The organism is Flavobacterium sp. N1736 (assembly GCF_025947065.1).
In the GTDB taxonomy this organism is placed as follows: domain Bacteria; phylum Bacteroidota; class Bacteroidia; order Flavobacteriales; family Flavobacteriaceae; genus Flavobacterium.
Window position 1 is genome coordinate 4,561,093 of the sequence record NZ_CP109994.1, and the last position, 21,714, is coordinate 4,582,806.

25 protein-coding genes and 1 riboswitch are annotated in these 21,714 nt (G+C 34.2%); of the genes, 6 read left to right on the forward strand and 19 right to left on the reverse strand.

What is annotated here, in order from left to right:
• Positions 1-19 precede the first annotated feature (19 nt).
• From OLM54_RS19335 to OLM54_RS19350, 4 genes are all read left to right on the forward strand, one after another.
• Positions 20-895 (forward strand): flavin reductase family protein, encoded by an 876-nt coding sequence (locus OLM54_RS19335; protein ID WP_264536179.1) that lies wholly within the window; start codon positions 20-22, stop codon positions 893-895.
• Positions 896-925: 30 nt separating this feature from the next.
• A complete protein-coding gene (locus OLM54_RS19340; RefSeq protein ID WP_264536180.1) occupies positions 926-1,297 on the forward strand; it encodes a DUF3127 domain-containing protein in 372 nt (123 codons plus the stop codon).
• 231 nt (positions 1,298-1,528) lie between these two features.
• Entirely contained in the window at positions 1,529-2,170 is a 642-nt protein-coding gene (gene aat / locus OLM54_RS19345) for a leucyl/phenylalanyl-tRNA--protein transferase (protein ID WP_264536181.1), read from the forward strand.
• A complete protein-coding gene (locus OLM54_RS19350; RefSeq protein ID WP_264536182.1) occupies positions 2,170-2,964 on the forward strand; it encodes an MOSC domain-containing protein in 795 nt (264 codons plus the stop codon). Before aat ends, OLM54_RS19350 begins: the two co-directional genes overlap by 1 nt.
• Here OLM54_RS19350 and OLM54_RS19355 read toward each other — a convergent pair.
• From OLM54_RS19355 to OLM54_RS19415, 13 genes are all read right to left on the reverse strand, one after another.
• Complete coding sequence (locus tag OLM54_RS19355) at positions 2,961-3,671, reverse strand: HesA/MoeB/ThiF family protein (RefSeq protein ID WP_264536183.1); 711 nt, start codon at positions 3,669-3,671, stop codon at positions 2,961-2,963. The genes OLM54_RS19350 and OLM54_RS19355 overlap by 4 nt on opposite strands.
• A 27-nt stretch (positions 3,672-3,698) precedes the next feature.
• Positions 3,699-4,820 carry a 2-iminoacetate synthase ThiH gene (gene thiH / locus OLM54_RS19360; RefSeq protein WP_264536184.1) on the reverse strand — a complete coding sequence of 374 codons (1,122 nt, stop codon included), beginning with the start codon at positions 4,818-4,820 and terminating at the stop codon, positions 3,699-3,701.
• A gap of 37 nt (positions 4,821-4,857) precedes the next feature.
• On the reverse strand, positions 4,858-5,235 hold the full coding sequence (locus tag OLM54_RS19365; RefSeq protein WP_264536185.1) for a GxxExxY protein: 378 nt from the start codon (positions 5,233-5,235) through the stop codon (positions 4,858-4,860).
• A 149-nt stretch (positions 5,236-5,384) separates the two neighbouring features.
• Positions 5,385-6,161 carry a thiazole synthase gene (locus OLM54_RS19370; RefSeq protein WP_319802291.1) on the reverse strand — a complete coding sequence of 259 codons (777 nt, stop codon included), beginning with the start codon at positions 6,159-6,161 and terminating at the stop codon, positions 5,385-5,387.
• Positions 6,142-6,780, reverse strand: coding sequence for a thiamine phosphate synthase (locus OLM54_RS19375; RefSeq protein ID WP_264536186.1), 639 nt, complete (start codon positions 6,778-6,780; stop codon positions 6,142-6,144). The genes OLM54_RS19370 and OLM54_RS19375 overlap by 20 nt, the downstream gene beginning before the upstream one ends.
• A complete protein-coding gene (locus tag OLM54_RS19380; protein ID WP_264536187.1) occupies positions 6,770-7,525 on the reverse strand; it encodes a hydroxymethylpyrimidine/phosphomethylpyrimidine kinase in 756 nt (251 codons plus the stop codon). The genes OLM54_RS19375 and OLM54_RS19380 overlap by 11 nt, the downstream gene beginning before the upstream one ends.
• The gene (locus OLM54_RS19385; protein ID WP_264536188.1) at positions 7,492-8,091 is read right to left on the reverse strand and encodes a thiamine phosphate synthase; all 600 of its coding nucleotides are present in this window, start codon (positions 8,089-8,091) and stop codon (positions 7,492-7,494) included. Before OLM54_RS19385 ends, OLM54_RS19380 begins: the two co-directional genes overlap by 34 nt.
• 105 nt (positions 8,092-8,196) lie before the next feature.
• Positions 8,197-10,020 carry a phosphomethylpyrimidine synthase ThiC gene (gene thiC, locus OLM54_RS19390; RefSeq protein ID WP_264536189.1) on the reverse strand — a complete coding sequence of 608 codons (1,824 nt, stop codon included), beginning with the start codon at positions 10,018-10,020 and terminating at the stop codon, positions 8,197-8,199.
• A 138-nt stretch (positions 10,021-10,158) separates the two neighbouring features.
• Positions 10,159-10,365 carry a sulfur carrier protein ThiS gene (thiS, locus tag OLM54_RS19395; protein ID WP_099710711.1) on the reverse strand — a complete coding sequence of 69 codons (207 nt, stop codon included), beginning with the start codon at positions 10,363-10,365 and terminating at the stop codon, positions 10,159-10,161.
• Positions 10,366-10,429: 64 nt separating this feature from the next.
• Positions 10,430-10,527, reverse strand: a riboswitch (TPP riboswitch).
• 100 nt (positions 10,528-10,627) lie between these two features.
• Positions 10,628-11,188 carry a DNA-3-methyladenine glycosylase I gene (locus OLM54_RS19400; protein ID WP_264536190.1) on the reverse strand — a complete coding sequence of 187 codons (561 nt, stop codon included), beginning with the start codon at positions 11,186-11,188 and terminating at the stop codon, positions 10,628-10,630.
• A 77-nt stretch (positions 11,189-11,265) separates the two neighbouring features.
• Positions 11,266-11,697, reverse strand: a complete 432-nt coding sequence (locus tag OLM54_RS19405; RefSeq protein ID WP_264536191.1) for a lipocalin family protein — start codon at positions 11,695-11,697, stop codon at positions 11,266-11,268.
• A gap of 304 nt (positions 11,698-12,001) precedes the next feature.
• Entirely contained in the window at positions 12,002-12,646 is a 645-nt protein-coding gene (locus tag OLM54_RS19410) for a hypothetical protein (protein WP_264536192.1), read from the reverse strand.
• Positions 12,647-12,661: 15 nt separating this feature from the next.
• On the reverse strand, positions 12,662-13,333 hold the full coding sequence (locus OLM54_RS19415) for a queuosine precursor transporter (protein ID WP_264536193.1): 672 nt from the start codon (positions 13,331-13,333) through the stop codon (positions 12,662-12,664).
• A 180-nt stretch (positions 13,334-13,513) separates the two neighbouring features.
• On the opposite strand from OLM54_RS19415, the gene OLM54_RS19420 reads away from it, so the two are divergent.
• Positions 13,514-15,634: a M3 family metallopeptidase gene (locus OLM54_RS19420; RefSeq protein ID WP_264536194.1), complete on the forward strand. Its 2,121-nt coding sequence runs from the start codon at positions 13,514-13,516 to the stop codon at positions 15,632-15,634.
• Positions 15,635-15,709: 75 nt separating this feature from the next.
• Here the strand turns inward: OLM54_RS19420 and tsf are convergent, their stop codons facing one another.
• From tsf to OLM54_RS19450, 6 genes are all read right to left on the reverse strand, one after another.
• Positions 15,710-16,672, reverse strand: coding sequence for a translation elongation factor Ts (tsf, locus tag OLM54_RS19425; protein WP_264536195.1), 963 nt, complete (start codon positions 16,670-16,672; stop codon positions 15,710-15,712).
• A gap of 137 nt (positions 16,673-16,809) precedes the next feature.
• On the reverse strand, positions 16,810-17,613 hold the full coding sequence (gene rpsB, locus OLM54_RS19430) for a 30S ribosomal protein S2 (protein WP_264536196.1): 804 nt from the start codon (positions 17,611-17,613) through the stop codon (positions 16,810-16,812).
• Positions 17,614-17,822: 209 nt separating this feature from the next.
• Positions 17,823-18,209, reverse strand: coding sequence for a 30S ribosomal protein S9 (rpsI, locus tag OLM54_RS19435; RefSeq protein WP_007808909.1), 387 nt, complete (start codon positions 18,207-18,209; stop codon positions 17,823-17,825).
• Positions 18,209-18,664 carry a 50S ribosomal protein L13 gene (gene rplM / locus OLM54_RS19440; RefSeq protein WP_007808911.1) on the reverse strand — a complete coding sequence of 152 codons (456 nt, stop codon included), beginning with the start codon at positions 18,662-18,664 and terminating at the stop codon, positions 18,209-18,211. Before rplM ends, rpsI begins: the two co-directional genes overlap by 1 nt.
• A gap of 192 nt (positions 18,665-18,856) precedes the next feature.
• Positions 18,857-19,669, reverse strand: a complete 813-nt coding sequence (locus OLM54_RS19445) for a ferritin-like domain-containing protein (RefSeq protein WP_264536197.1) — start codon at positions 19,667-19,669, stop codon at positions 18,857-18,859.
• A 26-nt stretch (positions 19,670-19,695) separates the two neighbouring features.
• Positions 19,696-20,442: a ferritin-like domain-containing protein gene (locus OLM54_RS19450; RefSeq protein ID WP_264536198.1), complete on the reverse strand. Its 747-nt coding sequence runs from the start codon at positions 20,440-20,442 to the stop codon at positions 19,696-19,698.
• 197 nt (positions 20,443-20,639) lie between these two features.
• Here OLM54_RS19450 and OLM54_RS19455 point away from each other — a divergent pair, with 197 nt between their 5' ends.
• Positions 20,640-21,668, forward strand: coding sequence for a LacI family DNA-binding transcriptional regulator (locus tag OLM54_RS19455; protein ID WP_264536199.1), 1,029 nt, complete (start codon positions 20,640-20,642; stop codon positions 21,666-21,668).
• Positions 21,669-21,714: the final 46 nt, after the last annotated feature.

Sequence of the window (21,714 nt, forward strand, 5' to 3'; positions counted from 1 at the left end):
TGGTTTAAAAGAAAAAATTATGATTAGCATTAATCCAAAAGAAATTACTACAGCAAAATTACATGGTTATCTGCAAAGTGCCGTTGGGCCAAGGCCTATTGCTTTTGCCAGTACCATTAGCGAAAAAGGAATTCCGAACTTATCGCCGTTTAGTTTTTTTAATGTATTTAGTGCCAATCCGCCAATTTTGGTTTTTTCGCCGGCTCGACGTGTTCGCGATAATACCGTAAAACATACTTTAATTAATGTTGAAGCAACGCGTGAAGTAGTTATAAATGTTGTAAATTATGATTTGGTACAGCAAACTTCATTAGCGAGCACAGAATATGCAGAAGGTATAAATGAATTTATAAAAGCCGGATTAACACAAATTCCGTCAGATTTAGTAAAACCGTATCGCGTAAAAGAGTCGCCGGTGCAGTTTGAATGCAAAGTCACGCAGATTATTCCGTTAGGAACAGAAGGCGGAGCAGGAAATCTGATACTTTGTGAAGTCGTAAAAATACATATTCATGAATCCGTTTTAGATGAAAACGGAGCAATCGATCAGCATAAAATTGATCTGGTTTCAAGATTGGGAAATAATTGGTACTCAAGATCTAATCAAGGACTTTTTGAAGTACAAAAACCACTTACAACTTTAGGTGTTGGCGTAGATGTTATTCCAAATTATATCAAAGAAAGCCCTGTTTTTGATGGAAATGATCTGGGAAAATTAGGAAATATAGAAGCCTTGCCTACAACCGAAGAAGTTAGTATATTTGTGAAAGAAAATTTTTCTGTGAAAGGAGTTTTAAGTTCCGATGATCAGGAAAAAATACATTTAGAAGCCAAAAAATACCTGAATAAGGATGATATTACATCGGCCTGGAAAGTACTTTTAGCTAAGAAATAAGAAAAGAAACAATAATTAATATAGACGAAGATGGAAGTTATAGGAAAAGTAAAAGTGGTAAACCCGGAGCAACAAGTTAGTGCCTCATTCAAAAAAAGAGAATTAGTTGTTACTACAGACGAGCAATATCCACAACATATTTTAATCGAATTTACACAAGATAAATGCGATTTGTTGAGCAGCTATAAGCAAGGAGAAGCGGTAAAAGTTTCTATCAATTTAAGAGGAAGAGAATGGGTTAATCCACAAGGAGAAACCAGATATTTCAATAGTATTCAAGGGTGGAGAATCGAAAGAGTAGCACCGGAAGGTCCTGCGCAAACACCTCCAATGCCTGCTGCAGAAGCTTTTGCTCCGGCAACAAATTTAAACGAAGACGAACCGGACGATTTGCCTTTCTAAAAGTTTAAATTCCAATTATAAATTCCAAATTCCAATTCATTTGCGTGTAATTGGGGTTTGGAATTTTTTGTTTTAACCTTAGTTTTGTCGTAAACCTTTGTCAAAGTTTAGTCCTTGCGAGGAACGAAGCAATCTCATTTGCTAAATTAACTGGTTTTTTGATAGTGTGGTTGCTCCGTTCCTCGCAATGACAATATTGAGAGAATTAGAATTTAAAAATTGTAATTTAAGATGTATTACGTATTTAAAGATTTATTTTTTCCTCCGGTTTCAGAGGCTGATGAAGAAGGAATTGTGGCAATTGGCGGTGATTTAAATCCCGAAAGATTGAAATTAGCGTACAAAAGTGGTATTTTTCCGTGGTTTAATGAAGGGGAACCTATTTTGTGGTGGGCGCCGGATCCTCGAATGGTTTTGTTTCCGGATGAACTGATTGTCTCTAAAAGCATGCGAAACATTTTGAATAGAAATCAATTTAAAGTAACTTTTAACCAAAATTTTGAAGCTGTTATTTTAAATTGCCAGAAAATAAAACGTGAAGGACAAAACGGAACCTGGATTTCAAACGAAATGATCGACGCTTATTGTGAATTACATGCTCAGGGAATGGCAAAATCTGTTGAGGTTTGGCAAGATGAGGTTTTAGTAGGCGGCTTATACGGAATAGATTTAGGTCATGTTTTTTGTGGGGAAAGTATGTTTTCGAAAGTATCAAATGCATCAAAAGTGGCTTTTATAGCTTTGGTAAATTCGTTAAAAGAAAAAAAATATAAACTACTGGATTGTCAGGTACATAATCCACATCTGGAAAGTTTGGGCTGTCGCGAAATCGATCGTGAAGAATTTATGTTTATTTTAGAAAATAAGAAATAATGAGTGCGATTCATATTGTAAAAGAAATTTATATTTTTCCGATAAAAAGTCTTGCCGGAATTAGCTGTCAACAAGCTTTTGCAGAAGAAATGGGGTTTGAAAACGATCGTCGCTGGATGTTAATTGATGCTGAAAATCAATTTATAACACAAAGAGAACATCCGATAATGAGTCAGTTTTATCCACAAATTTCAGATGGAAAAATCAGCATTACTTTTCAGGACGAAAAACATGAATTTTCTACAGCCGAACATTTAGATATTCCTTTAAAAGTAAATGTATGGGATGATAAAAGTGAAGTTGTTGAAGTGAATAAATCAACATCAAAATGGTTCAGTAAACAGCTGGGTTTTGAATGTAAATTGGTGAAAATTATCAAAAGCGGAGATCGAAAACATGAAAGTTCAAGACTCAAAGAAACTTTCAATGTAAGTCTTGCAGATGGATATCCTTATTTACTGATTGGAACAGAAAGCCTCGATTTTTTGAATGAAAAATTAGAAGATAAAATCACCGTTTTAAGATTCCGCCCAAATATTGTGATAAGCACTCAAACTGCTCATGAAGAAGACGATTTAAAAACTTTTAAGATTGGAGAAGTTCAGTTTAAAAATGTAAAACCTTGCGGAAGATGTATTATGGTGAATAATGATCCGCAAAAAGGAATTGTAAAAAAAGAACCTTTGAAAACGTTGAGCAAATACAGAAATTTTAATAATTCGGTCTTATTCGGAACTAATATTGTGAGTTTAAATAGCGGATTAATTAAAATTGGAGATGAAATTGAGTTCTAAAAATTTAGTTTTGTAAAACTCCAATTCAAAGTATTAAAAAGTACCAATTCGTTTTTTAAAGTTGGTAATTCTAAGATTAATTTAAGTGTTTCATGCGCCATCATTGTACCTATAATTCCGGGTAACGTTCCTAAAACGCCATTTAAATTACAATTTGGAACATCTTTTGGATCCGGCATTTCAGGAAATAAATCACGCAGGTTTTTACTCCCGTTATGATTAAAAACAGCAACCTGTCCTTCAAATTTTAAGATGCTTCCATAAACTAAAGGTTTGTTGAATTCAACGCAAGTATCGTTTACCAAATAACGTGTTGTAAAATTATCTGAACCATCAACTACAATATCATATTGCTGAATAATTGATGAAGCATTTTCTACAGTCAGTTTTTCAGGAATTGCAATAACTTCAATCAGCGGATTTAGTTTCGAAACTACTTCCTTAGCAACAAGCGCTTTTTCTTTCCCTATTCCATTTTCAGTATATAATATTTGACGGTGCAGGTTGTGAATTTCAATCGTATCGAAATCCATAATTCCGATAAAACCAACTCCGGCGGTTGAAATATACTGTAAAATTGGACATCCTAAACCGCCCGCGCCAATTACTAAAACTCTTGCTTTTTTCAGTTTTTCCTGCCCTTCATCGCCAATTTCAGGTAATATAGTTTGTCTGTTGTAACGTAAAAATTCTTGTATGATACTCATTTTTTGTAAAATGTATTTTGTAAAATGTTAGATGGAATTGCTAAAACTTTTGCTCCAGTCCTTCCAGATTGGTTCATAACCGGAGTCGGTTATAATTTGCGCTATTTCTTTTGCCGAACGTTCGTCGCTGATTTCAAACTGTTCCAAAGATTGCGGATCAACAACATAACCACCGGGATTTGTTTTTGAACCTGCGCTCATACTCGTTACGCCAATTGGAATAATGTTGTTTCTGAATTTTTCATTTTCACGAGTCGAAATGGAGATTTCCAGATCTTCATTCCACAATCTGTACGCGCAAATAAGTTGTGTCAAATCTTTATCATCCATAATAAAATTGGGTTCAATAATGCCTTCTGCGGGGCGTAATCTCGGAAATGAAACTGAATATTTAGTTTGCCAGTATTTTTTTTGAAGATAATCTAAATGTAAAGCATTAAAAAAACTGTCCGTTCGCCAATCTTCCAGACCTAATAAAACGCCCAGACCAATTTTATGAATTCCTGCAGTTCCAATTCGGTCAGGAGTTTCAAGTCGGTAATCAAAATTTGATTTTTTGCCTTTTGTATGGTATTTTTTATATACTTCCTGATGGTATGTTTCCTGATAAACTAAAACGGAATAGACTCCGGCTTCATGTAAACGTTCATAATCTTCTGTAGAAAGCGGTTGCACTTCAACAGAAATAATCGAAAATTGTTTTCTTATTAAAGCGATTGCATTCAGGAAATAATTAATATTTACGGTATAATTTGCTTCGCCTGTAACCAATAAAACATGATCAAACCCAGCATTTTTTAAAGCTTCAACTTCAAGTTTTATCTCTGCATCAGTAAGTGTTTTTCTTTTGATTTTATTGTCTAAACTAAAGCCGCAATAGGTGCAAATGTTCTGGCATTCATTACTCAAATAAAGTGGTGCATACATTTGTATCGTTTTTCCGAAACGTTTTTTAGTGATTTCATGGCATTGTTGGGCCATTTGCTCCAGATAATTTTGGGCAACGGGAGAAATCAAAACTAAAAAATCATCGAGATTTCGTTTGGTTTTTGCCAAAGCGCGTTCTACATCTTTCGATGAAGTTGTATATATTTTAGATTGAATAGTATCCCAATCATATTGTTCAAAAACCGATTTGAATGTTTTCATTGGATTGATATGTTTTACACGGATTTTTATAGATAGATCAGATTTTGTTTGCAACTCGATGTATATTATCTAGAATGTTGATACAATTAAAATTGACTAATAATCCTAGCTTTTTATTTGTTAGTTTTAAATAAGTATTTAATTGTTTAAAGTGAATAGATTTCAATTCATCAACAGATTTTAGTTCAACAATTACTTTGTTTTCAACTAATAGATCTAATCGAAAAGTAATATCCAAATCTACATTATCATATTTAACGGGTAAATTAATTTGTTTGATGGTATTTAATCCATCCTTGTTTAATTGGTAGTGTAAAGCACTTTCGTAAACTGATTCTAATAGTCCAGGACCTAAAATATTGTATACCGTAAATATTGCACCTCTTACTTTATATGAAATTTCATTTTCTGACATGAATGTAGCTTTAATTTAAAATAAAATATAGTGAAATTTCCTACTTTTTAGATTTTTCTCTCGCAGATTTGGCAGATTGAGCAGATCATTATTAATTAAAACGTGCAAAAAAATCTGCTCAATCTGCCAAATCTGCGAGAGATTAAAAACTAGTCATATAAGAAAGATGTTAAAGGACTTGATGCAGTAGCATAATTCTGTTGATTTGCAATTTTGGCTTCAAAGGCTTTTCTGCCTGCCATAACAGCTTCTTTAAAGGCTTCAGCCATTAATCTTGGATTTCCGGCTACGGATATTGCAGTATTGACCAAAACAGCGTCGGCACCAATTTCCATTGCTTTTGCGGCATCAGACGGAGATCCAATTCCCGCATCTATAATTACAGGAACGTTACTTTGCTCGATAATAATTTCAAGAAAATCAATTGTTTTTAATCCTTTATTAGTCCCAATTGGAGATCCTAAAGGCATTACGGCGGTTGTTCCTGCATTTTCTAAATGTTTGCATAAAACAGGATCTGCATGAATATACGGAAGAACAAAAAAACCAAGTTTAGCCAGTTCTTCGGTTGCTTTTAAAGTTTCGATTGGATCCGGCATCAGATATTTCGGATCGGGATGAATTTCTAGTTTTACCCAATTTGTTTCTAATGCTTCGCGGGCTAATTGTGCTGCAAAAACAGCTTCTTTAGCATTTCTTGCACCCGAAGTATTGGGTAATAAGTGAATATTTGGATGTTTTAAATGCGATAAAATAGCATCTGTTTCTGTTTCCAGATCAATACGTTTTAAGGCAACAGTCACAAATTCACTTTCGGAAGCTAAAATAGCTTCTTCCATTTCAAGATTCGAACCAAATTTTCCCGTTCCTAAAAACAGTCGGGATTTAAAGGTTTTGTCTCCAATATTAAACAATGACGTTTGCATATAATTTTTCGTTTAGTTGTTGAATTAATTTGTCTTTTTCGGTACACTGTGTGATCATTCCCGAAACAGCAATACCGTGAATTCCGGTTTCCATTAATGGATTAATATCTTGTAGATTAATTCCACCAATGGCATATACTGGAATCTCAATTTTATTGTTTTTGAGTTTTTTTAGTATTTCAAAATACCCTGATAAGCCTAAAATCGGACTTAGTTTTTCTTTGGTTTGTGTAAAACGGAATGGTCCTAAACCAATATAATCGCAGCCATTTTTTACGTGTTTTTGAATATCTTCGAAAGTATTTGCTGTTCCTCCAATAATTTTTGTGTTTCCCAAAATTGCTCTTGCCTCTGCAATATTCATATCAGTTAAGCCCAAATGCACGCCATCAGCAGTAATTTGCTGTGCCAGATAAAGATTGTCGTTTACAATAAAATTAGCCAGATATTCTTCGCATAAAAATTTTACCGCTTCTGCTAAAACATAGGTGTCTTTGGCAGTTTGGTTTTTAAAACGCATTTGTACCCAATCACAACCGGCATCCAGCGCCTGATGAATAGCATACAATTGTTCTTCGATTGTGTTTCCTTGTGAGATGTATTGCAATTTATTGTACATAATGATATCCGATTAAAGTTGAAGTTGAACTCAGGTATTTTTCTATGTAGGTTTTGGCATTTTTGCAAGCTTCTTTCGGAGTTTGTTTTAATGCGAGATTTGAGGCAATTGCTGCTGATAATACACAGCCGGAACCATGTTTTTCAAAGCATTTTTCTTGTGAGGGCAATAAATCAATGATTTCATTTTTTAGAAACAAACGATCTGCTCCAATATCTGAAGGATTATGTCCGCCTTTTAATAAAATAGTAGTTGAAATTTCGTTCTGCATTCTTAATTGATGTTGAATAAAACCGGGAAATAAGATCTCAATTTCATTATAATTTGGCGTAATCAAATCAATTTTAGATAAGATTTTATTCAGGTTTAAACGATCTTCAATACTCAGAAACTCAAATTTTGTGGTCGATTTTAAAACAGGATCCCAAACAATTTGAGTTGAAGGAGAAAGCAGTTTAATCGTTGCAAGAATTCGGTTTAGATAATGCAGATTTGGAATAATTCCAATTTTTACAGCATTGATTTTATACTTTTCAAATACCGTTTCAATCGAACGAATCACAAAACTTAGATTTATCCATTGGATGTCTATAAACTCATTTTCGGTTTGAATTGTATTCGCCGTTATAATGGCAAATCCTGTTATCTGATGCTGTTCAAATGTTTTAATATCTGCTAAAACTCCGGCACCGCCAGATGGGTCGAAGCCGGCTATACTAAGTACGAATGGGCGATTTCCTGACATAATCTAAATTGTTTTACCGGGTTTTCATTTTTCCAGACAGCTCCTAAAAGTGCAATATCATCAAAACCATTTTCAAGTGTTTTTTTGATGTTTTCAGACTCAATTCCGCCTAAAGCGATAACTTTTATTTCGCTATTTGTTCTTGAATTTAATGCTTCAAAAAGGTTTTCTTTTGGATAATAATCGTCTTTGGAAATACTTTTAAAAACAGGACTTAGAAAAGCATGATCAAAATTTTCTAATGCATTGAAATCTTCGATCGAATGTGTTGATGTTGATTTATACCTATAAGATTTTGGAAACCTTGCAGGAAGATCATTCAAATTTTTTCTTTCCTTTTCAGAAAAATGTATCCGGTTAATTCCAAAATCCCCGGCCAGTTCATGATGGTTGTGTAAGACTAAATTCGATCGAAATTCTAATCTTATCTGATGAATAAATTGAGCCATTTCCATCTCAGAAAAATCTGGTTTCCGAATATGAAGTAAAGACAAACCTTCTTCAAATAAAGAATCAATAATTTCCATTTCATTTATAATTGGAGAAGGATTTGTAATTACGATCATACTGGTAAAATGTTTTTTGTGAAATGTTAGAAATGAAATGTTGTTTGTAAAATGTGAAATGAGATAGTGTTTTACATTTCACATTTTACAAAAATCATCTTACGACTAGATATAGATTTCTTTGCCTTGTTCAATAAATTCCTCTGATTTTTCCTGCATGCCTTTTTCGGCGGCAGCCACATCTCTAATTTCCTGAGATATTTTCATTGAGCAGAATTTTGGTCCGCACATCGAACAGAAATGCGCCACTTTTGCACCATCAGCAGGAAGAGTTTCATCGTGAAATTCTCTTGCCGTATCCGGATCCAGAGATAAATTAAACTGATCTTCCCAACGGAATTCAAAACGAGCTTTGCTTAAAGCATTGTCTCGATATTGCGCACCCGGATGACCTTTTGCCAAATCAGCAGCGTGAGCAGATATTTTATAGGTGATTACTCCGTCTTTAACGTCTTTTTTATTAGGTAAACCAAGATGTTCTTTTGGCGTAACATAACACAACATTGCACAGCCGTACCAGCCAATCATCGCAGCCCCAATTGCCGATGTGATATGATCGTAACCTGGTGCAATATCAGTTGTTAATGGCCCAAGTGTATAAAAAGGAGCTTCGCTGCAATGTTCTAATTGTTTGTCCATATTCTCTTTTATCATGTGCATTGGCACGTGACCAGGACCTTCAATGAAAACTTGTACATCGTGTTTCCATGCAATTTTAGTCAGTTCACCTAAAGTTTCTAATTCGGCAAATTGAGCTGCATCATTAGCATCGGCAATTGAACCCGGACGTAAACCATCGCCTAAAGAAAATGCAACGTCATATTGTTTCATGATTTCGCAGATTTCCTCGAAGTGCGTGTATAGAAAGTTTTCTTTATGATGAAATAAACACCATTTAGCCATAATAGAACCACCACGAGAAACGATTCCGGTAACGCGATCAGCGGTTAAATGAATGTAACGTAATAAAACTCCGGCGTGAATCGTAAAATACGAAACACCTTGTTCTGCCTGTTCGATTAAAGTATCACGGAAAACTTCCCAGGTTAAATCTTCGGCAATTCCTTTTACTTTTTCTAAAGCCTGATAAATAGGAACGGTACCTATTGGAACAGGTGAATTACGAATAATCCATTCTCTGGTTTCGTGAATGTTTTTTCCTGTAGATAAATCCATAATTGTGTCTGCACCCCAACGGCAAGCCCAAACGGCTTTTTCAACTTCTTCTTCGATGCTTGAAGTCACGGCACTGTTACCAATATTGGCGTTTATTTTTACCAAAAAGTTGCGACCCACAATCATAGGCTCGCTTTCAGGATGATTGATGTTGTTTGGAATTATGGCTCTTCCGCAAGCTACTTCGCTACGAACAAATTCTGGAGTAATTTTGCTTTTTGGTGTATTGGCTCCAAAACTATGTCCGTCATGCTGACAACGCATCGCTTTGGTTTGTTCGTTTAAAAGTTCAATACGTTGATTTTCACGAATGGCAATATATTCCATTTCCGGAGTAATAATTCCTTGTTTTGCGTAATACAATTGCGTTACGTTTGCACCTTTTTTAGCTCTTTTTGGTTGATGCAGGTATTCAAATCGAAGATGATTTAGGCTTTCGTCTTTCAGTCGGGTTTGACCGTAATCAGAAGATATTTCGTTTAGAATTTCGACGTCATTTCTCTCTAAAATCCAATTTTCGCGCAAGCGTGGCAATCCTTTTCTAATATCGATTTCAATATTTGGATCGGTGTAAGCTCCGGAAGTATCATAAATAGTTACAGGCGGATTTTTCTCGATTCCGCCATTTGAAAGTTTGGTATCGCTAAGAATAACTTCGCGCATCGCCACTTTTATGGGATGAATTTCGCCATTGACGTATATTTTTTTTGAATTAGGAAAAGGAGTTCTGGAGATTTGTTCTTCTGTAGTCATAGCTTGTGAATTGTAAAATGTGTGTTGCAAAATGGTTTTCTGTAGAGGGCACAGCTGTGCGTCTTCTGTTGTATGTTTTTAATCTTGTTTTTGAAAATAAATTTCTTGTTGCCGTTTCTGCCCGTTTAAGCAGCCATATTATCCGCCTTGCGTTGCTGAAATAATTAAAATTTCGTCGGTTTCCTGTACTAGATATTGGTTCCAGTTTAGTTTTGGAACAACGGTGTTGTTAACAGCAACGGCGATTCCGTTTTGTTTGTTGGGAATTTCGAGATCAAGCAATGATTGAACGCTAAGCGATTCAGCATTGAATTGTTTGATTTGTTGGTTGATTTTTAGTTCCATTCCTTTTGAATTTAGTATGTGTTATACTTTAGGAATGGCTACAAGAACGCATAAAAATGCGCGCAGAAGTCATCTTACTTTTCCCTACGCTAGTATGAACTAGATCAGGTTCAGAGGGTAAAATCTCAGCCTACAAGTTTGTAGACACCCCTAAAGTGTGAAGCAAATATATGTATTTTTTGTTTGGAAGCTTAAAAAAGTTTCAAGTTTCAGGTTTCAAGTTTTTGTAAAATCGAAAACTGGTACTGAAAACTGCGACTGTTTACTGAGTTCTCGTCCAGCAATCTTCGGCATGATCATTGACCATTCCGGTGGCTTGCATGTGTGCATAAATTACGGTTGAACCAACAAATTTGAAGCCTCTTTTTTTTAAATCTTTGCTGATTTCATCAGAAAGCGGAGTAGTGGCAGGAACATCTTTTGAGGTTTTTGGATTATTTATAATTGGTTTTCCGTCTACAAATTTCCAAATATATTCAGAGAAGCTTCCAAATTCTTCTTGTACTTTCATAAAAGCCTGAGCGTTTGTAACAGCGGCTTTAATTTTAAGTTTATTTCTAATGATTCCTGTGTTTTGCAATAACTCTTCGATCTTTTCTTCAGAGTAATTTGCTATTTTTTTATAATCGAAATGATCAAATGCATTTCCGAAATTTTCTCTTTTGTTTAAAATAGTTATCCAGCTTAAACCAGCCTGAAAAGTCTCCAAAATTAAAAATTCGAATAGCGTAGGATCATCATAAACAGGAACGCCCCATTCTTCATCATGGTATTTTTTATATAAATCACTCGCCGTACACCAGCTGCATCTTATTGGTTCCATTTTTTATTTCAAATGTATAAAAAAACCTCAAATCAATTAAGATTTGAGGCTCTTCAAAATTTATAAGTCGCTAAGACCTAGATTTTTTTGTATACTTGGATAGCTGAAATCGTAACTCCTCCTTCAGAATAAGTAAATTTTAATTTTAATTTGCTTCCGGTTAATTCAGCAACTTCCACTTTTTCTTCATCGTCACTTGCGTATTTTTTAGTCAACGTGCTTCCGTCTTTAGTCCATGTTCCTTCTTGAGTGTAAGCAGTACATTTATTATCTGTGAATTCTGAGTAACTATCAACGAATTTACCATCTGTTTTAAATTCCACAACATCGTTATCACATCCGTCATTTGTAGCTGGCTCTAATGCTTCTGTACCGTTAAAAACTACTCCTACTTCAGAAAGTTGCCATTTTCCTTCGATAGTTCCATTGTCATCATCGTCACTGCTACAAGATGTTACTGCTAATCCTAATGTCAATACTGACACAAATAAAATGCTTAATTTTTTCATTTTGGTGGGTTTTTAATTGTTAATTTTTCGGCAAAAATAAAATCTTTTTCCAAAAATTAACATAATATAATAAGTTTTTTCGTGTTTATTTCACAATTAATCTTAATATATTGATTCTTAGAGGTATGTTATGAGTAGTTTTTTATTTTGCTATAAAAATTATCTTGTTAAAAGAAATTGTTTAAATTATTAAGATAATTTGGGTGAATATTATTGCCCTGTTAGAATGAATAAAAAGCGGAAAAATAAAAAATAGAAGTGAATTTGTGAGCTGTTTGTTCTCGCATAAGAAAAATTATTTGGGTTATTTCCCTATTTGCCAATGATATCCTTTTACACTTGGGATATACGCAGAATTCCCAATTATAACTAAATCATTATAGATTTTTCTATTGTATTTAATTCCAATTGCTTCGCCGGAAGTGTACATTTTGTTGGCGATAAATTTAATTTTCATGCGGCCATCATTGAATTTAGCATCAGACATTTTTTCTATAAACCAAGTCGAATGCCATTTTAATGCAATCTCATCTTCGGCAGTTTTAGTAATGCTTTTTACCATTTTTACAGCATCTTTCGGAATTTCGAAATTTTGAATTAATTCTTTTTGGGTTAAGGTTTCTCCAATTTCAGCGCCTGTAAGTATCTTTCGGATATTGATAAAACTTATTAACTCCTTATCTGTCTCTTTTAGTTCTATATCTGTATTTTCTTCTGGACTTTTTGTCGAGTCAATTTGGGTTGGAGATCGTGTTTTTTTATTAACGATAGTCGTTTTATTTTTTATAGATGCAGTAATAGCAGGAGTATCTGAAGAAACAGTCTCAGAAACAGGTGTTAGGGAATTAACGGGAGATAGTTTTTTTTTAGACGGTTTTGTTTCGTTATTACCACAGCTGAAAAAGCAATATGCTATAGAAAAAAATAGAAGTATAGTTTTGTTTTTCATTGTGATAATATCAGTTTATTTTTTTTCAGAATGGTCTTCTTCTCCTTCTTGCAAATATTTTTTAATCAAATGATGACCTGCATAAATTAAAGGAGTCAATAAAACTGCTACGGTTAGTTTGAAAATATAACCTGTTAATCCTGATGAAATAAAAGTGTCGAAATCAATTTTTCCGGGTAGCCAAAAAGCAATTCCAAGTACAATAAAGGAGTCAAATAATTGTGAGATTACTGTTGATCCGGTTGCTCTAAGCCATATTTTTCTTTCTCCTGTTCGTCTTTTGAAAAACCAAAATATCCAAACATCAATTAATTGAGATGCCATAAAAGCGATTAAACTACCCACAATAATCCACATACTTTGCCCAAAAACGGCGTGAAATTGTTCATCATTTACGGGGCTAATTCCTTTTGCTGCCGGAATTACAATTGCCATAAATAATATTAGAAAAGCATAAGCAATTAAGCAGGCTGTTATTAAAGATAGCTTTTTAACTCCTTTTTCTCCAAAATATTCATTGATTAAATCTGTGGTTAGAAAAACAATTGGCCAGGGTAAAATTCCGATGCTCATTACAAATGGTCCAATTTGGATTAATTTTCCGCCAATTAGTTCTGCCACAACAGCATTTGTTATAAAAATTCCGGCCAGGACTACAAAAACAATTTCTTTTTTGGTTTTAAACATATGGATTTGGTAAATGATAATTCAAATTTAAGGTATTATCTATAATTTTGAATGGATATTTTGAAATAAAACTACAGTTTTGAGAGATACAGAAAGTTAAAATTCTCTTTGGAACGCCGATTTTTAGTTACATTTGAAACAGTTACATGTTTTATTTTATATCAAATCAAATTAGTGATAATGAAAAAATTAATGACAATTTTTCTTATGGGATCATCTTTATTCGCGGCCAGCGCACAAACCACTTCTGAGAATCCATTGCTTAAAAAATGGACAGGACCTTACGGAGGAGTTCCTGCTTTTAATGAGTATAAGATTTCTGACTTTAAACCGGCAATTCAATTTGCAATTCAGGAAAAACTTAATGAAATAGATGCTATTGCAAATAATACAAAAGCACCAACTTTTGATAATACCATGGCGCCTTTAGAACGCGCCGGAAAAACAATTGCTCGAATTTATACTGTTTATAGTATTTATGGTTCAAATTTAAGCACTCCCGAATTTGATGCTGTCGAAACAGAAATGTCTCCAAAATTATCTGAATTCAATGATAAAATTTTTCAAAATAAAAAGTTATTTACAAGAATAGAAACGTTGTATAATTCGAAAGAAAGTAAAAAACTTACTAGTGAACAACAACGTTTAATTTGGCTGTATTATACTGATTTTGTTCGTGAAGGTGCGAAATTAAATGAAAAAGACAAAGAGAAAGTTGCCGGGATTAATCAGGAATTAGCAAGCCTTTTTACAAAATTCAGTCAAAACTTATTAGCGGAAGAACACAATCAATATGTGCCATTAAAAACAGAAAGTGATTTTGACGGTTTGCCAACTGAAGTGAAAAACGCTGCAATTGCCGAAGCAAAAACGAGAAAACTAGATGTAATGGGCTGTATTGCAAACACTCGCTCATCTATTGAACCATTTTTGACTTTCTCGACTCGCAGGGATTTAAGAGAAAAAGCATTCGATATTTTTGTAAAACGCGGTGATAATGGTAATGCAAATGATAACAATGCAACGCTTGTTTCTATTTTGCAATTGCGCACTCAAAAAGCAAAATTATTAGGGTTTCCTACTTTTGCAGACTGGAGTTTGTCTAATAAAATGGCAAAAGATCCTAAGAAAACATTGGAGTTAATGGAATCTGTTTGGGAGCCTGCTGTAGAAAAAGTACATCAGGATGTTGCCGAAATGCAAAAAATTGTTGATACAGAAGGGGGTAATTTCAAAATTCAACCTTGGGATTATCGTTATTACGCTGAAAAAGTTAGAAAAGCAAAATACGATTTAGATCAAAATGAGGTTAAACCTTATTTACAGTTAGAAAATTTACGTGAAGGTATGTTTTGGGTTGCGGGAGAATTGTTTAATTTAAGTTTTAAGCAAATTACAAATGTTCCGGTTTATCACCCTGATGTACGTGTTTGGGAAGTAAGTAATAAAATAACCGGTAAAGCGGTTGGACTATGGTATTTTGATCCGTATGCACGTGCAGGAAAACGTTCCGGTGCATGGATGAATTCTTATCGTGATCAACAAAAAATGGATGGAGAAGTACTTACAATTGTCTCTAATAACTGTAACTTTATTAAAGGAGCTGCAAATGAGCCAATTTTAATTTCATGGGATGACGCTTCGACTTTATTTCATGAATTTGGGCATGCACTTCACGGATTATGTTCTAATGTAACATATCCTAGTTTAGCAGGAACATCTGTTGCGAGAGATTATGTAGAGTTTCCTTCGCAGTTATTAGAGCACTGGCTGGCGACTCCTGAAGTTTTGAATAAATTTGCTTTGCATTATAAAACAAATGAGCCATTGCCGCAATCATTAGTTGACAGAATAGAAAAAGCAGCTAATTTTGGAGAAGGTTTCGCTACTGTAGAAACAATATCAAGTTCGTTAGTTGATATGAAACTGCATTTAACGACAACACCTATTGATCCTCATAAATTTGAAAAAGAGACTTTAGATGCACTTCATATGCCGTCAGAAATTGTAATGCGTCATAGAATTCCACAGTTCGGGCATATTTTTTCCGGTGATGGATATGCTGCGGGATATTACAGTTATTTATGGGCAGATGTTATAAATGCAGATGCTTATGAAGCTTTTACAGAAGGAAAAGGTCCGTATGATAAAGAAGTAGCAAAAAGATTATATGATAACGTTTTTAGTGTTGGAAATACTATTGATCAGGAAAAAGCATATGAGAATTTTAGAGGAAGAGCTCCTAAATCTGATGCTTTAATGCGTGCCAGAGATTTTCCAATTGTAGAGAAGAAAAAATAAGAATAGAAACAGAGCTTATATAAAAAAGCCCGAATATGTAAATATTCGGGCTTTTTATATTGAAAAAATAATATATTAACCTAAAGTAACTCTTTTGAAACCTGTAATTTCAACGTTGTATCCTTTAACATAATCACCAACTTTTTTACTGTCATCTTTGATGAAGTTTTGATCCAATAAAGCTTTCTCCTGATCTAAAGTAGTATTGTCAGAAATGAAACGTTGAACTTTTCCCGGGATAATTTTGTCCCAAATTTGCTCTGGTTTGCCTTCAGCTTTTAATTCAGCTTTAGCATCTTCTTCAGCTTGTTTTAAAACTTCTTCAGTTAATTGAGAGAAAGAGATATATTTAGGAACATTTTTTAAAGTTTTTCCTAAACGTTTTGCTTCTTCATTATCCTTTTCGATTACAGCAATACGGGCAGCAAGTTCAGATTCAACGAAAGCAGGATCAAAATCTTTGTAAGATAATGTATCAGCTCCCATAGAAGCAACTTGCATAGAAACGTCTTTAGTTAAAACGTCAGCGTTAGCAATTGGTGCAGAAATTGCAGTTAATGCAGCAATTTTGTTAACGTGAACATAAGATCCAACGAAAGCGCCTTCTAAAATTTCAAAACCACCGATTTCGATTTTTTCACCGATAACACCAGTTTGCTCAATTAATTTTTCAGCAACAGTAATTCCGTTGAAATCTGAAGCTAAGAATTCTTCTTTAGAAGAGAAATTGATAGCTCTTTCAACTAATTCTTTAGCTAAAGTTACGAAAGCTTCATTTTTACCTACGAAATCTGTTTCGCAGTTTAAAGTGATGATAGCTCCTTTAGTTTTGTCAGCATTAACAAAAGAAACAGCAGCTCCTTCAGAAGACTCACGGTCAGAACGGTTAGCAGCAACTTTTTGTCCTTTTTCTCTAAGGTTTTGTATAGCTTTATCGAAATCTCCATCAGCTTCAACTAAAGCTTTTTTACAGTCCATCATTCCGGCACCTGTGGTTTGTCTTAATTTATTTACGTCTGCAGCAGTAATTGTTGCCATAATATTTTGAATTTTAATGTTAAAAGTAAAAATTCCATCTTTTAAATTCCAAACTCCAATTTTATTAAATTATCAACATAACGTTTTTAATTTGTGTTTGGATTTTGGAATTTAAAATTTGGAATTTAAAATTTGATTTATTCTTCAGTTGCAGGAGCAGCTTCAGCAGCTGGTGCAGCTTCTGCTACAGCAGGAGCAGCAGCTTCAGTAGCAGGAGCTTCTTCTGTGAAAACGTCAGCTTCTTTATCTGAACCTCTGTCAGAAAGACCTTCGATTACAGCAGCAGTTACTAAAGATAAAATTTTGTCAATTGATTTAGAAGCATCATCATTTGCAGGAATAACGTAATCAACCTCTCTTGGGTCAGAATTCGTATCAACCATTGCGAAAACTGGAATGTTTAATTTTTGTGCTTCTTTTATTGCGATGTGTTCAGCTTTGATATCTACTACGAACAATGCTGCAGGTAGTCTGGACATATCAGCAATTGAACCTAAGTTTTTCTCTAATTTAGCACGTAGACGATCAACTTGCAAACGCTCTTTTTTAGATAACGTCATGAAAGTACCATCTTTCTTCATTTTATCAATAGAAGACATTTTTTTAACTGCCTTTCTGATAGTTACAAAGTTAGTTAGCATTCCACCAGGCCATCTTTCAGTGATGTAAGGCATGTTTGCAGCTTTTGCTTTTTCAGCAACGATGTCTTTTGCTTGTTTTTTGGTAGCTACGAATAAGATTTTTCTACCTGATGCTGCGATTTTTTTCAAAGCTTCATTAGCTTCTTCAATTTTAGCTGCAGTTTTATATAGATTGATAATGTGAATACCATTACGCTCCATATAAATGTAAGGGGCCATGTTTGGATCCCATTTTCTAGTCATGTGTCCAAAGTGAACACCTGCTTCTAGTAAGTCTTTTACTTCTATTTTGTTTGCCATTTTTGTACTAGTTTACGTTCTGTTGATTAGCAATGTCCCGTTTTGGATTTAATGATTTAAAAATTATTCAATCTTTTAATCTTTCAATCCCAGTTTCATTTAGATGCTAAACTATTTCCTACCTCGATAGGAGAGCAACAACAACTGTGTTTTTTAATTTCAATAAATAATTGATGATGTCCTGTACCAAATGTACAAGACAGGTAATATTAACGTTTAGAGAATTGGAATCTCTTACGAGCTTTCTTCTGACCGAATTTCTTACGTTCAACCATTCTTGGATCTCTTGTTAATAAACCTTCTGGTTTAAGGATAGCTCTGTTTTCAGCATTTACTTCACACATAACGCGTGCCAATGCCATTCTTACAGCTTCTGCCTGACCAGTTGAACCACCTCCGTAAACGTTTACTTTTACATCAAAGTTGTTTACATTTTCTGTCATAGACATTGGTTGTAAAACTTTGTATTGTAAAGTTGCAGTTGGAAAGTAAGTTGCGAATTCTTTTTTGTTTACAGTGATTTTTCCTGTTCCTTCAGAAACATATACACGTGCAACAGCGGTTTTTCTTCTACCGATTTTGTGAATAACTCCCATTACTTAAGATCGTTTAGGTTAACAGTTCTAGGTTTTTGAGCTCCTTGTTTGTGCTCAGATCCTACAACAACATTTAGATTTCTAAAAAGTTCAGCTCCTAATTTGTTTTTAGGCAACATTCCTTTTACAGCTTTTTCTACTAATAATGCAGGGTTTTTAGATTGCAATACTTTAGCAGTTAAAGTTCTTTGTCCTCCTGGGTAACCTGTATGACGCATGTAAATTTTGTCATTCATTTTTGTACCTGTAAGGTTAATTTTTTCTGAGTTGATAACAATTACGTTATCTCCACAGTCAACGTGTGGTGTGTAACTTGGTTTGTACTTACCTCTTAAGATCATCGCAACCTTTGAAGCAAGACGACCTAAGTTATGACCTTCAGCGTCTACAACAATCCACTCTTTTGTTACAGTGGCTTTGCTAGCTGAAATTGTCTTGTAGCTTAATGCGTCCATAATATTATTTTAATTAAACATTCCATCCCCAATAAAGGGGATGCAAAAGTACAATTAATTATTTTAAATCCAAATACCTGAAATGATTATTTTATATGCTGAAAATCAGGACATCAGTTTTTTATTTAAAACAATAAAAAAAAACCACCTTCACAATAACGCGAAGGTGGTTCTGTATTTAGAATTTATTTATTATACAATAAATAAATTTGCAATATCAACTACTTGTTGTGTAGCAAGCGGTTCATCATAAGCTTCTGATCCTGCCGCAGCTCCAAATAAAGTGGCTGTGTTATAGCCTGCCTGCATTGTAACTCCCTCTCCAGCATATACTGCCTGAGTGGCTTCCGGCATTCCGGCGCCTCTTTCTTCATTAGAAATCCATCCTTTTAATCCGCGTAAGCGTCGTACTTCTGATGCGTGACGTGCTTCTACAGAATGTATTTGCAAAGCGGCAGTCAATAGATCCGGTGTACTTATTAAATTTCCGGCCTGACCTTTATATGCTCTCACTCCTGTATCTTCAAAGGCTTGTGCCAATGCTAAAAAAGTCGGGTAATCACCAAAAGGATCAAATGCTCCGCCAACGGTAAAGTCAAAAGTAGGTTTTGCAACAAAATTAGCGCTTGCTGGTCCGCCCAATCCTGCAATTAAAAAAGAAACATGGTCTGATTCGTGTGCTGCTATTTGTTGAAAAACTTTTAAATCACGCCCGCCATTTTCTGATGCAGGAATTACTCCTGAATCTAAAGCCATGGCGTAAAATTCGTTTTCAAGATATTCTAAAGTCAGTGCAAACTGCAAAGCACCAATAGGAGTTGCAGGTGTTGCAGTAATATCTTTTGCCAATGCTTTATTTGCCATTGCAGATAATCCGAATGGTATTGATGCATATGCCAATGTTTTTCCTATGTTTCCAAACTGCGAAAAACTATCTCTTCGAGAACCGGTGCTTCTCATTAAGCTATCATCAGTAAAGGTTTCTATAAATTTTAAAATATTCATAATTTCTAAGTTTTAGCTAGTTAAGATTAAGGTAAATATTTGGCAGTAAATTTTGTGGTAATAAATCCTCCTGCAATAGGCAGAATTTTTGAAGGATCTTTAGCAACATCCAAACCAGTTGATGTACTAATAATATCATCACCGGCAAAATCACTTGAATTTGGATTGATCAAACTTCTAATTGCCGAAGCGTGTCTTGCTTCAACAGAAACAATTTTTCCGGCCAACACTAAATAAGCCGGAGTTTTAATTAATTTTCCTGCGCCATTATAAGCGGCAACTCCGGTATCTTCCAATGCTTTTGCAGTCGCAAGAACTTCAGTACGGCTGTTAAAATTTAAAGAACCATAGTTAAAAGCCAAAGACGGAAGCAATTGAGAATTTGGATCAGGAAGCGCTCCGGTTAATGCTGCTTTAAAAAAATCTCTGTGTATTACTTCGTGATGATATAAATCAGTAAGAACCTGACGTTCTGTATCATTAAAAGTAGCATTGAAACTTGTGGCATTTACAACCTTTGTATAAAAATCTGCTTCTAGCTGTTCTAAAGCATAAGCATAAGTTAGTACGCCGAAATCTCCGGAACCCAAATCAAACACACCATTTCTGATTCCCGGCAATGAAGTATCGTCCATTTCTTCATCGTTATCATTATCGCTGCATCCAGCTAAAACCAAACCTGCGCTAACTAATGTTAAGCCACTGAGCTTTAGAAAGCTCCTTCTGTTATTCAGTGAAGGGTCAACTTCATGAATTTTAACTTCGTTTTTCATAATAAAGGTTTTTTTTAATAAGGTTAATAACATATATTAAGTTATTAACGAAATATTTAGAGATGCGGTTTTCAAAATTGGATGTTTTTTTATTTTATTTTAAAAAAGCCCCTATAATTTTAAATAGGAATGTGTGTTTTTTGTTTTATTTTCGGTATTTCTACTATATTTGTATTAATTACATAAAATATTTTTAAATGAAAGCTAAAGCAACTCTAAAACAAATTGCGAAAGAACTAAATGTTTCTGTATCGACGGTTTCTAAGGCGTTAAACGACAGCCCGGAGATTAGTGAGCAAACAAAGGTGAAGATTAAGGAGTATGCCAAACTCAAAAATTACAAGCCTAATGTTATTGGTCTGAATTTAAAGAATCGTAAAACCAAAACAATTGGTGTAATTATACCGAATATATTGAATTCCTTTTTTGCGAAGGTCTTTAGTGGTATCGAAAAAGTAGCCGATAAAAAAGGATATAATGTAATCACCTGTATTTCGAATGAATCTTTAGAAAAAGAAATTCATACGCTCGAAATGCTGAGCAACGGAACTATCGACGGATTTATTCTTTCGGTTTCAGAAGAAGCTCAGAAATTACACGATTACAGCCATTTTTCTGCTATTATTAATGACGGAACACCAATTGTAATGTTTGACCGTATTGCTGATGAAGTAGACTGTGACAAAGTCGTGGTTGATGATTTTGATTCGGCATATAATTCAACGCAGCATTTAATTGATTTACAATGTAAAAATATTGCGTTAATTTCTTCGGTAGATAATTTAAGTGTTGGAAAACTAAGAGCTAATGGATATTTGAAAGCTTTAAAAGACAATCATATTCCGGTAAATGAAAAGATTATTCTTCGTACTGATTCTGAATATGATATGAAAGCTAAAATTGACAGAATCTTCGATAATAAAATTGATGCCATTTTTGCTTTGGATGAAAATGATTCAGTTGCTGCTTTAAGATTGAGTTTGCAAAAAGGTTTCAGAGTTCCCGAAGATATTTCGATAATAGGATTTGCTGATGGAATTTTAGCATCAAGACGTTTATCACCAAGTTTGACTACAATAAGCCAACACGGAATTGAAATTGGAGAAGTTGCTGCTAAACAATTAATTAAACGTTTAGAAGAAAAAGAAGGTGAAACTTCAGAATATGAAACGATCGTCATCAAAACAAAATTAAAAGAACGAGAGTCAACAAGAAAATTTCATTAAATTTTAAAATAAATAATGCTGTATAAAAAAAGACTGTCCATAAGGG

Excerpts from the sequence above, each read along its gene's own strand:
- OLM54_RS19335 (WP_264536179.1), top strand. The coding sequence starts at position 20 with ATGATTAGCATTAATCCAAAAGAAATTACTACAGCAAAATTACATGGT.
- OLM54_RS19340 (WP_264536180.1), top strand. The coding sequence starts at position 926 with ATGGAAGTTATAGGAAAAGTAAAAGTGGTAAACCCGGAGCAACAAGTT.
- aat (WP_264536181.1), top strand. The coding sequence starts at position 1,529 with ATGTATTACGTATTTAAAGATTTATTTTTTCCTCCGGTTTCAGAGGCT.
- OLM54_RS19350 (WP_264536182.1), top strand. The coding sequence starts at position 2,170 with ATGAGTGCGATTCATATTGTAAAAGAAATTTATATTTTTCCGATAAAA.
- OLM54_RS19355 (WP_264536183.1), bottom strand. The coding sequence starts at position 3,671 with ATGAGTATCATACAAGAATTTTTACGTTACAACAGACAAACTATATTA.
- thiH (WP_264536184.1), bottom strand. The coding sequence starts at position 4,820 with ATGAAAACATTCAAATCGGTTTTTGAACAATATGATTGGGATACTATT.
- OLM54_RS19365 (WP_264536185.1), bottom strand. The coding sequence starts at position 5,235 with ATGTCAGAAAATGAAATTTCATATAAAGTAAGAGGTGCAATATTTACG.
- OLM54_RS19370 (WP_319802291.1), bottom strand. The coding sequence starts at position 6,161 with ATGCAAACGTCATTGTTTAATATTGGAGACAAAACCTTTAAATCCCGA.
- OLM54_RS19375 (WP_264536186.1), bottom strand. The coding sequence starts at position 6,780 with ATGTACAATAAATTGCAATACATCTCACAAGGAAACACAATCGAAGAA.
- OLM54_RS19380 (WP_264536187.1), bottom strand. The coding sequence starts at position 7,525 with ATGTCAGGAAATCGCCCATTCGTACTTAGTATAGCCGGCTTCGACCCA.
- OLM54_RS19385 (WP_264536188.1), bottom strand. The coding sequence starts at position 8,091 with ATGATCGTAATTACAAATCCTTCTCCAATTATAAATGAAATGGAAATT.
- thiC (WP_264536189.1), bottom strand. The coding sequence starts at position 10,020 with ATGACTACAGAAGAACAAATCTCCAGAACTCCTTTTCCTAATTCAAAA.
- thiS (WP_099710711.1), bottom strand. The coding sequence starts at position 10,365 with ATGGAACTAAAAATCAACCAACAAATCAAACAATTCAATGCTGAATCG.
- OLM54_RS19400 (WP_264536190.1), bottom strand. The coding sequence starts at position 11,188 with ATGGAACCAATAAGATGCAGCTGGTGTACGGCGAGTGATTTATATAAA.
- OLM54_RS19405 (WP_264536191.1), bottom strand. The coding sequence starts at position 11,697 with ATGAAAAAATTAAGCATTTTATTTGTGTCAGTATTGACATTAGGATTA.
- OLM54_RS19410 (WP_264536192.1), bottom strand. The coding sequence starts at position 12,646 with ATGAAAAACAAAACTATACTTCTATTTTTTTCTATAGCATATTGCTTT.
- OLM54_RS19415 (WP_264536193.1), bottom strand. The coding sequence starts at position 13,333 with ATGTTTAAAACCAAAAAAGAAATTGTTTTTGTAGTCCTGGCCGGAATT.
- OLM54_RS19420 (WP_264536194.1), top strand. The coding sequence starts at position 13,514 with ATGAAAAAATTAATGACAATTTTTCTTATGGGATCATCTTTATTCGCG.
- tsf (WP_264536195.1), bottom strand. The coding sequence starts at position 16,672 with ATGGCAACAATTACTGCTGCAGACGTAAATAAATTAAGACAAACCACA.
- rpsB (WP_264536196.1), bottom strand. The coding sequence starts at position 17,613 with ATGGCAAACAAAATAGAAGTAAAAGACTTACTAGAAGCAGGTGTTCAC.
- rpsI (WP_007808909.1), bottom strand. The coding sequence starts at position 18,209 with ATGGGAGTTATTCACAAAATCGGTAGAAGAAAAACCGCTGTTGCACGT.
- rplM (WP_007808911.1), bottom strand. The coding sequence starts at position 18,664 with ATGGACGCATTAAGCTACAAGACAATTTCAGCTAGCAAAGCCACTGTA.
- OLM54_RS19445 (WP_264536197.1), bottom strand. The coding sequence starts at position 19,669 with ATGAATATTTTAAAATTTATAGAAACCTTTACTGATGATAGCTTAATG.
- OLM54_RS19450 (WP_264536198.1), bottom strand. The coding sequence starts at position 20,442 with ATGAAAAACGAAGTTAAAATTCATGAAGTTGACCCTTCACTGAATAAC.
- OLM54_RS19455 (WP_264536199.1), top strand. The coding sequence starts at position 20,640 with ATGAAAGCTAAAGCAACTCTAAAACAAATTGCGAAAGAACTAAATGTT.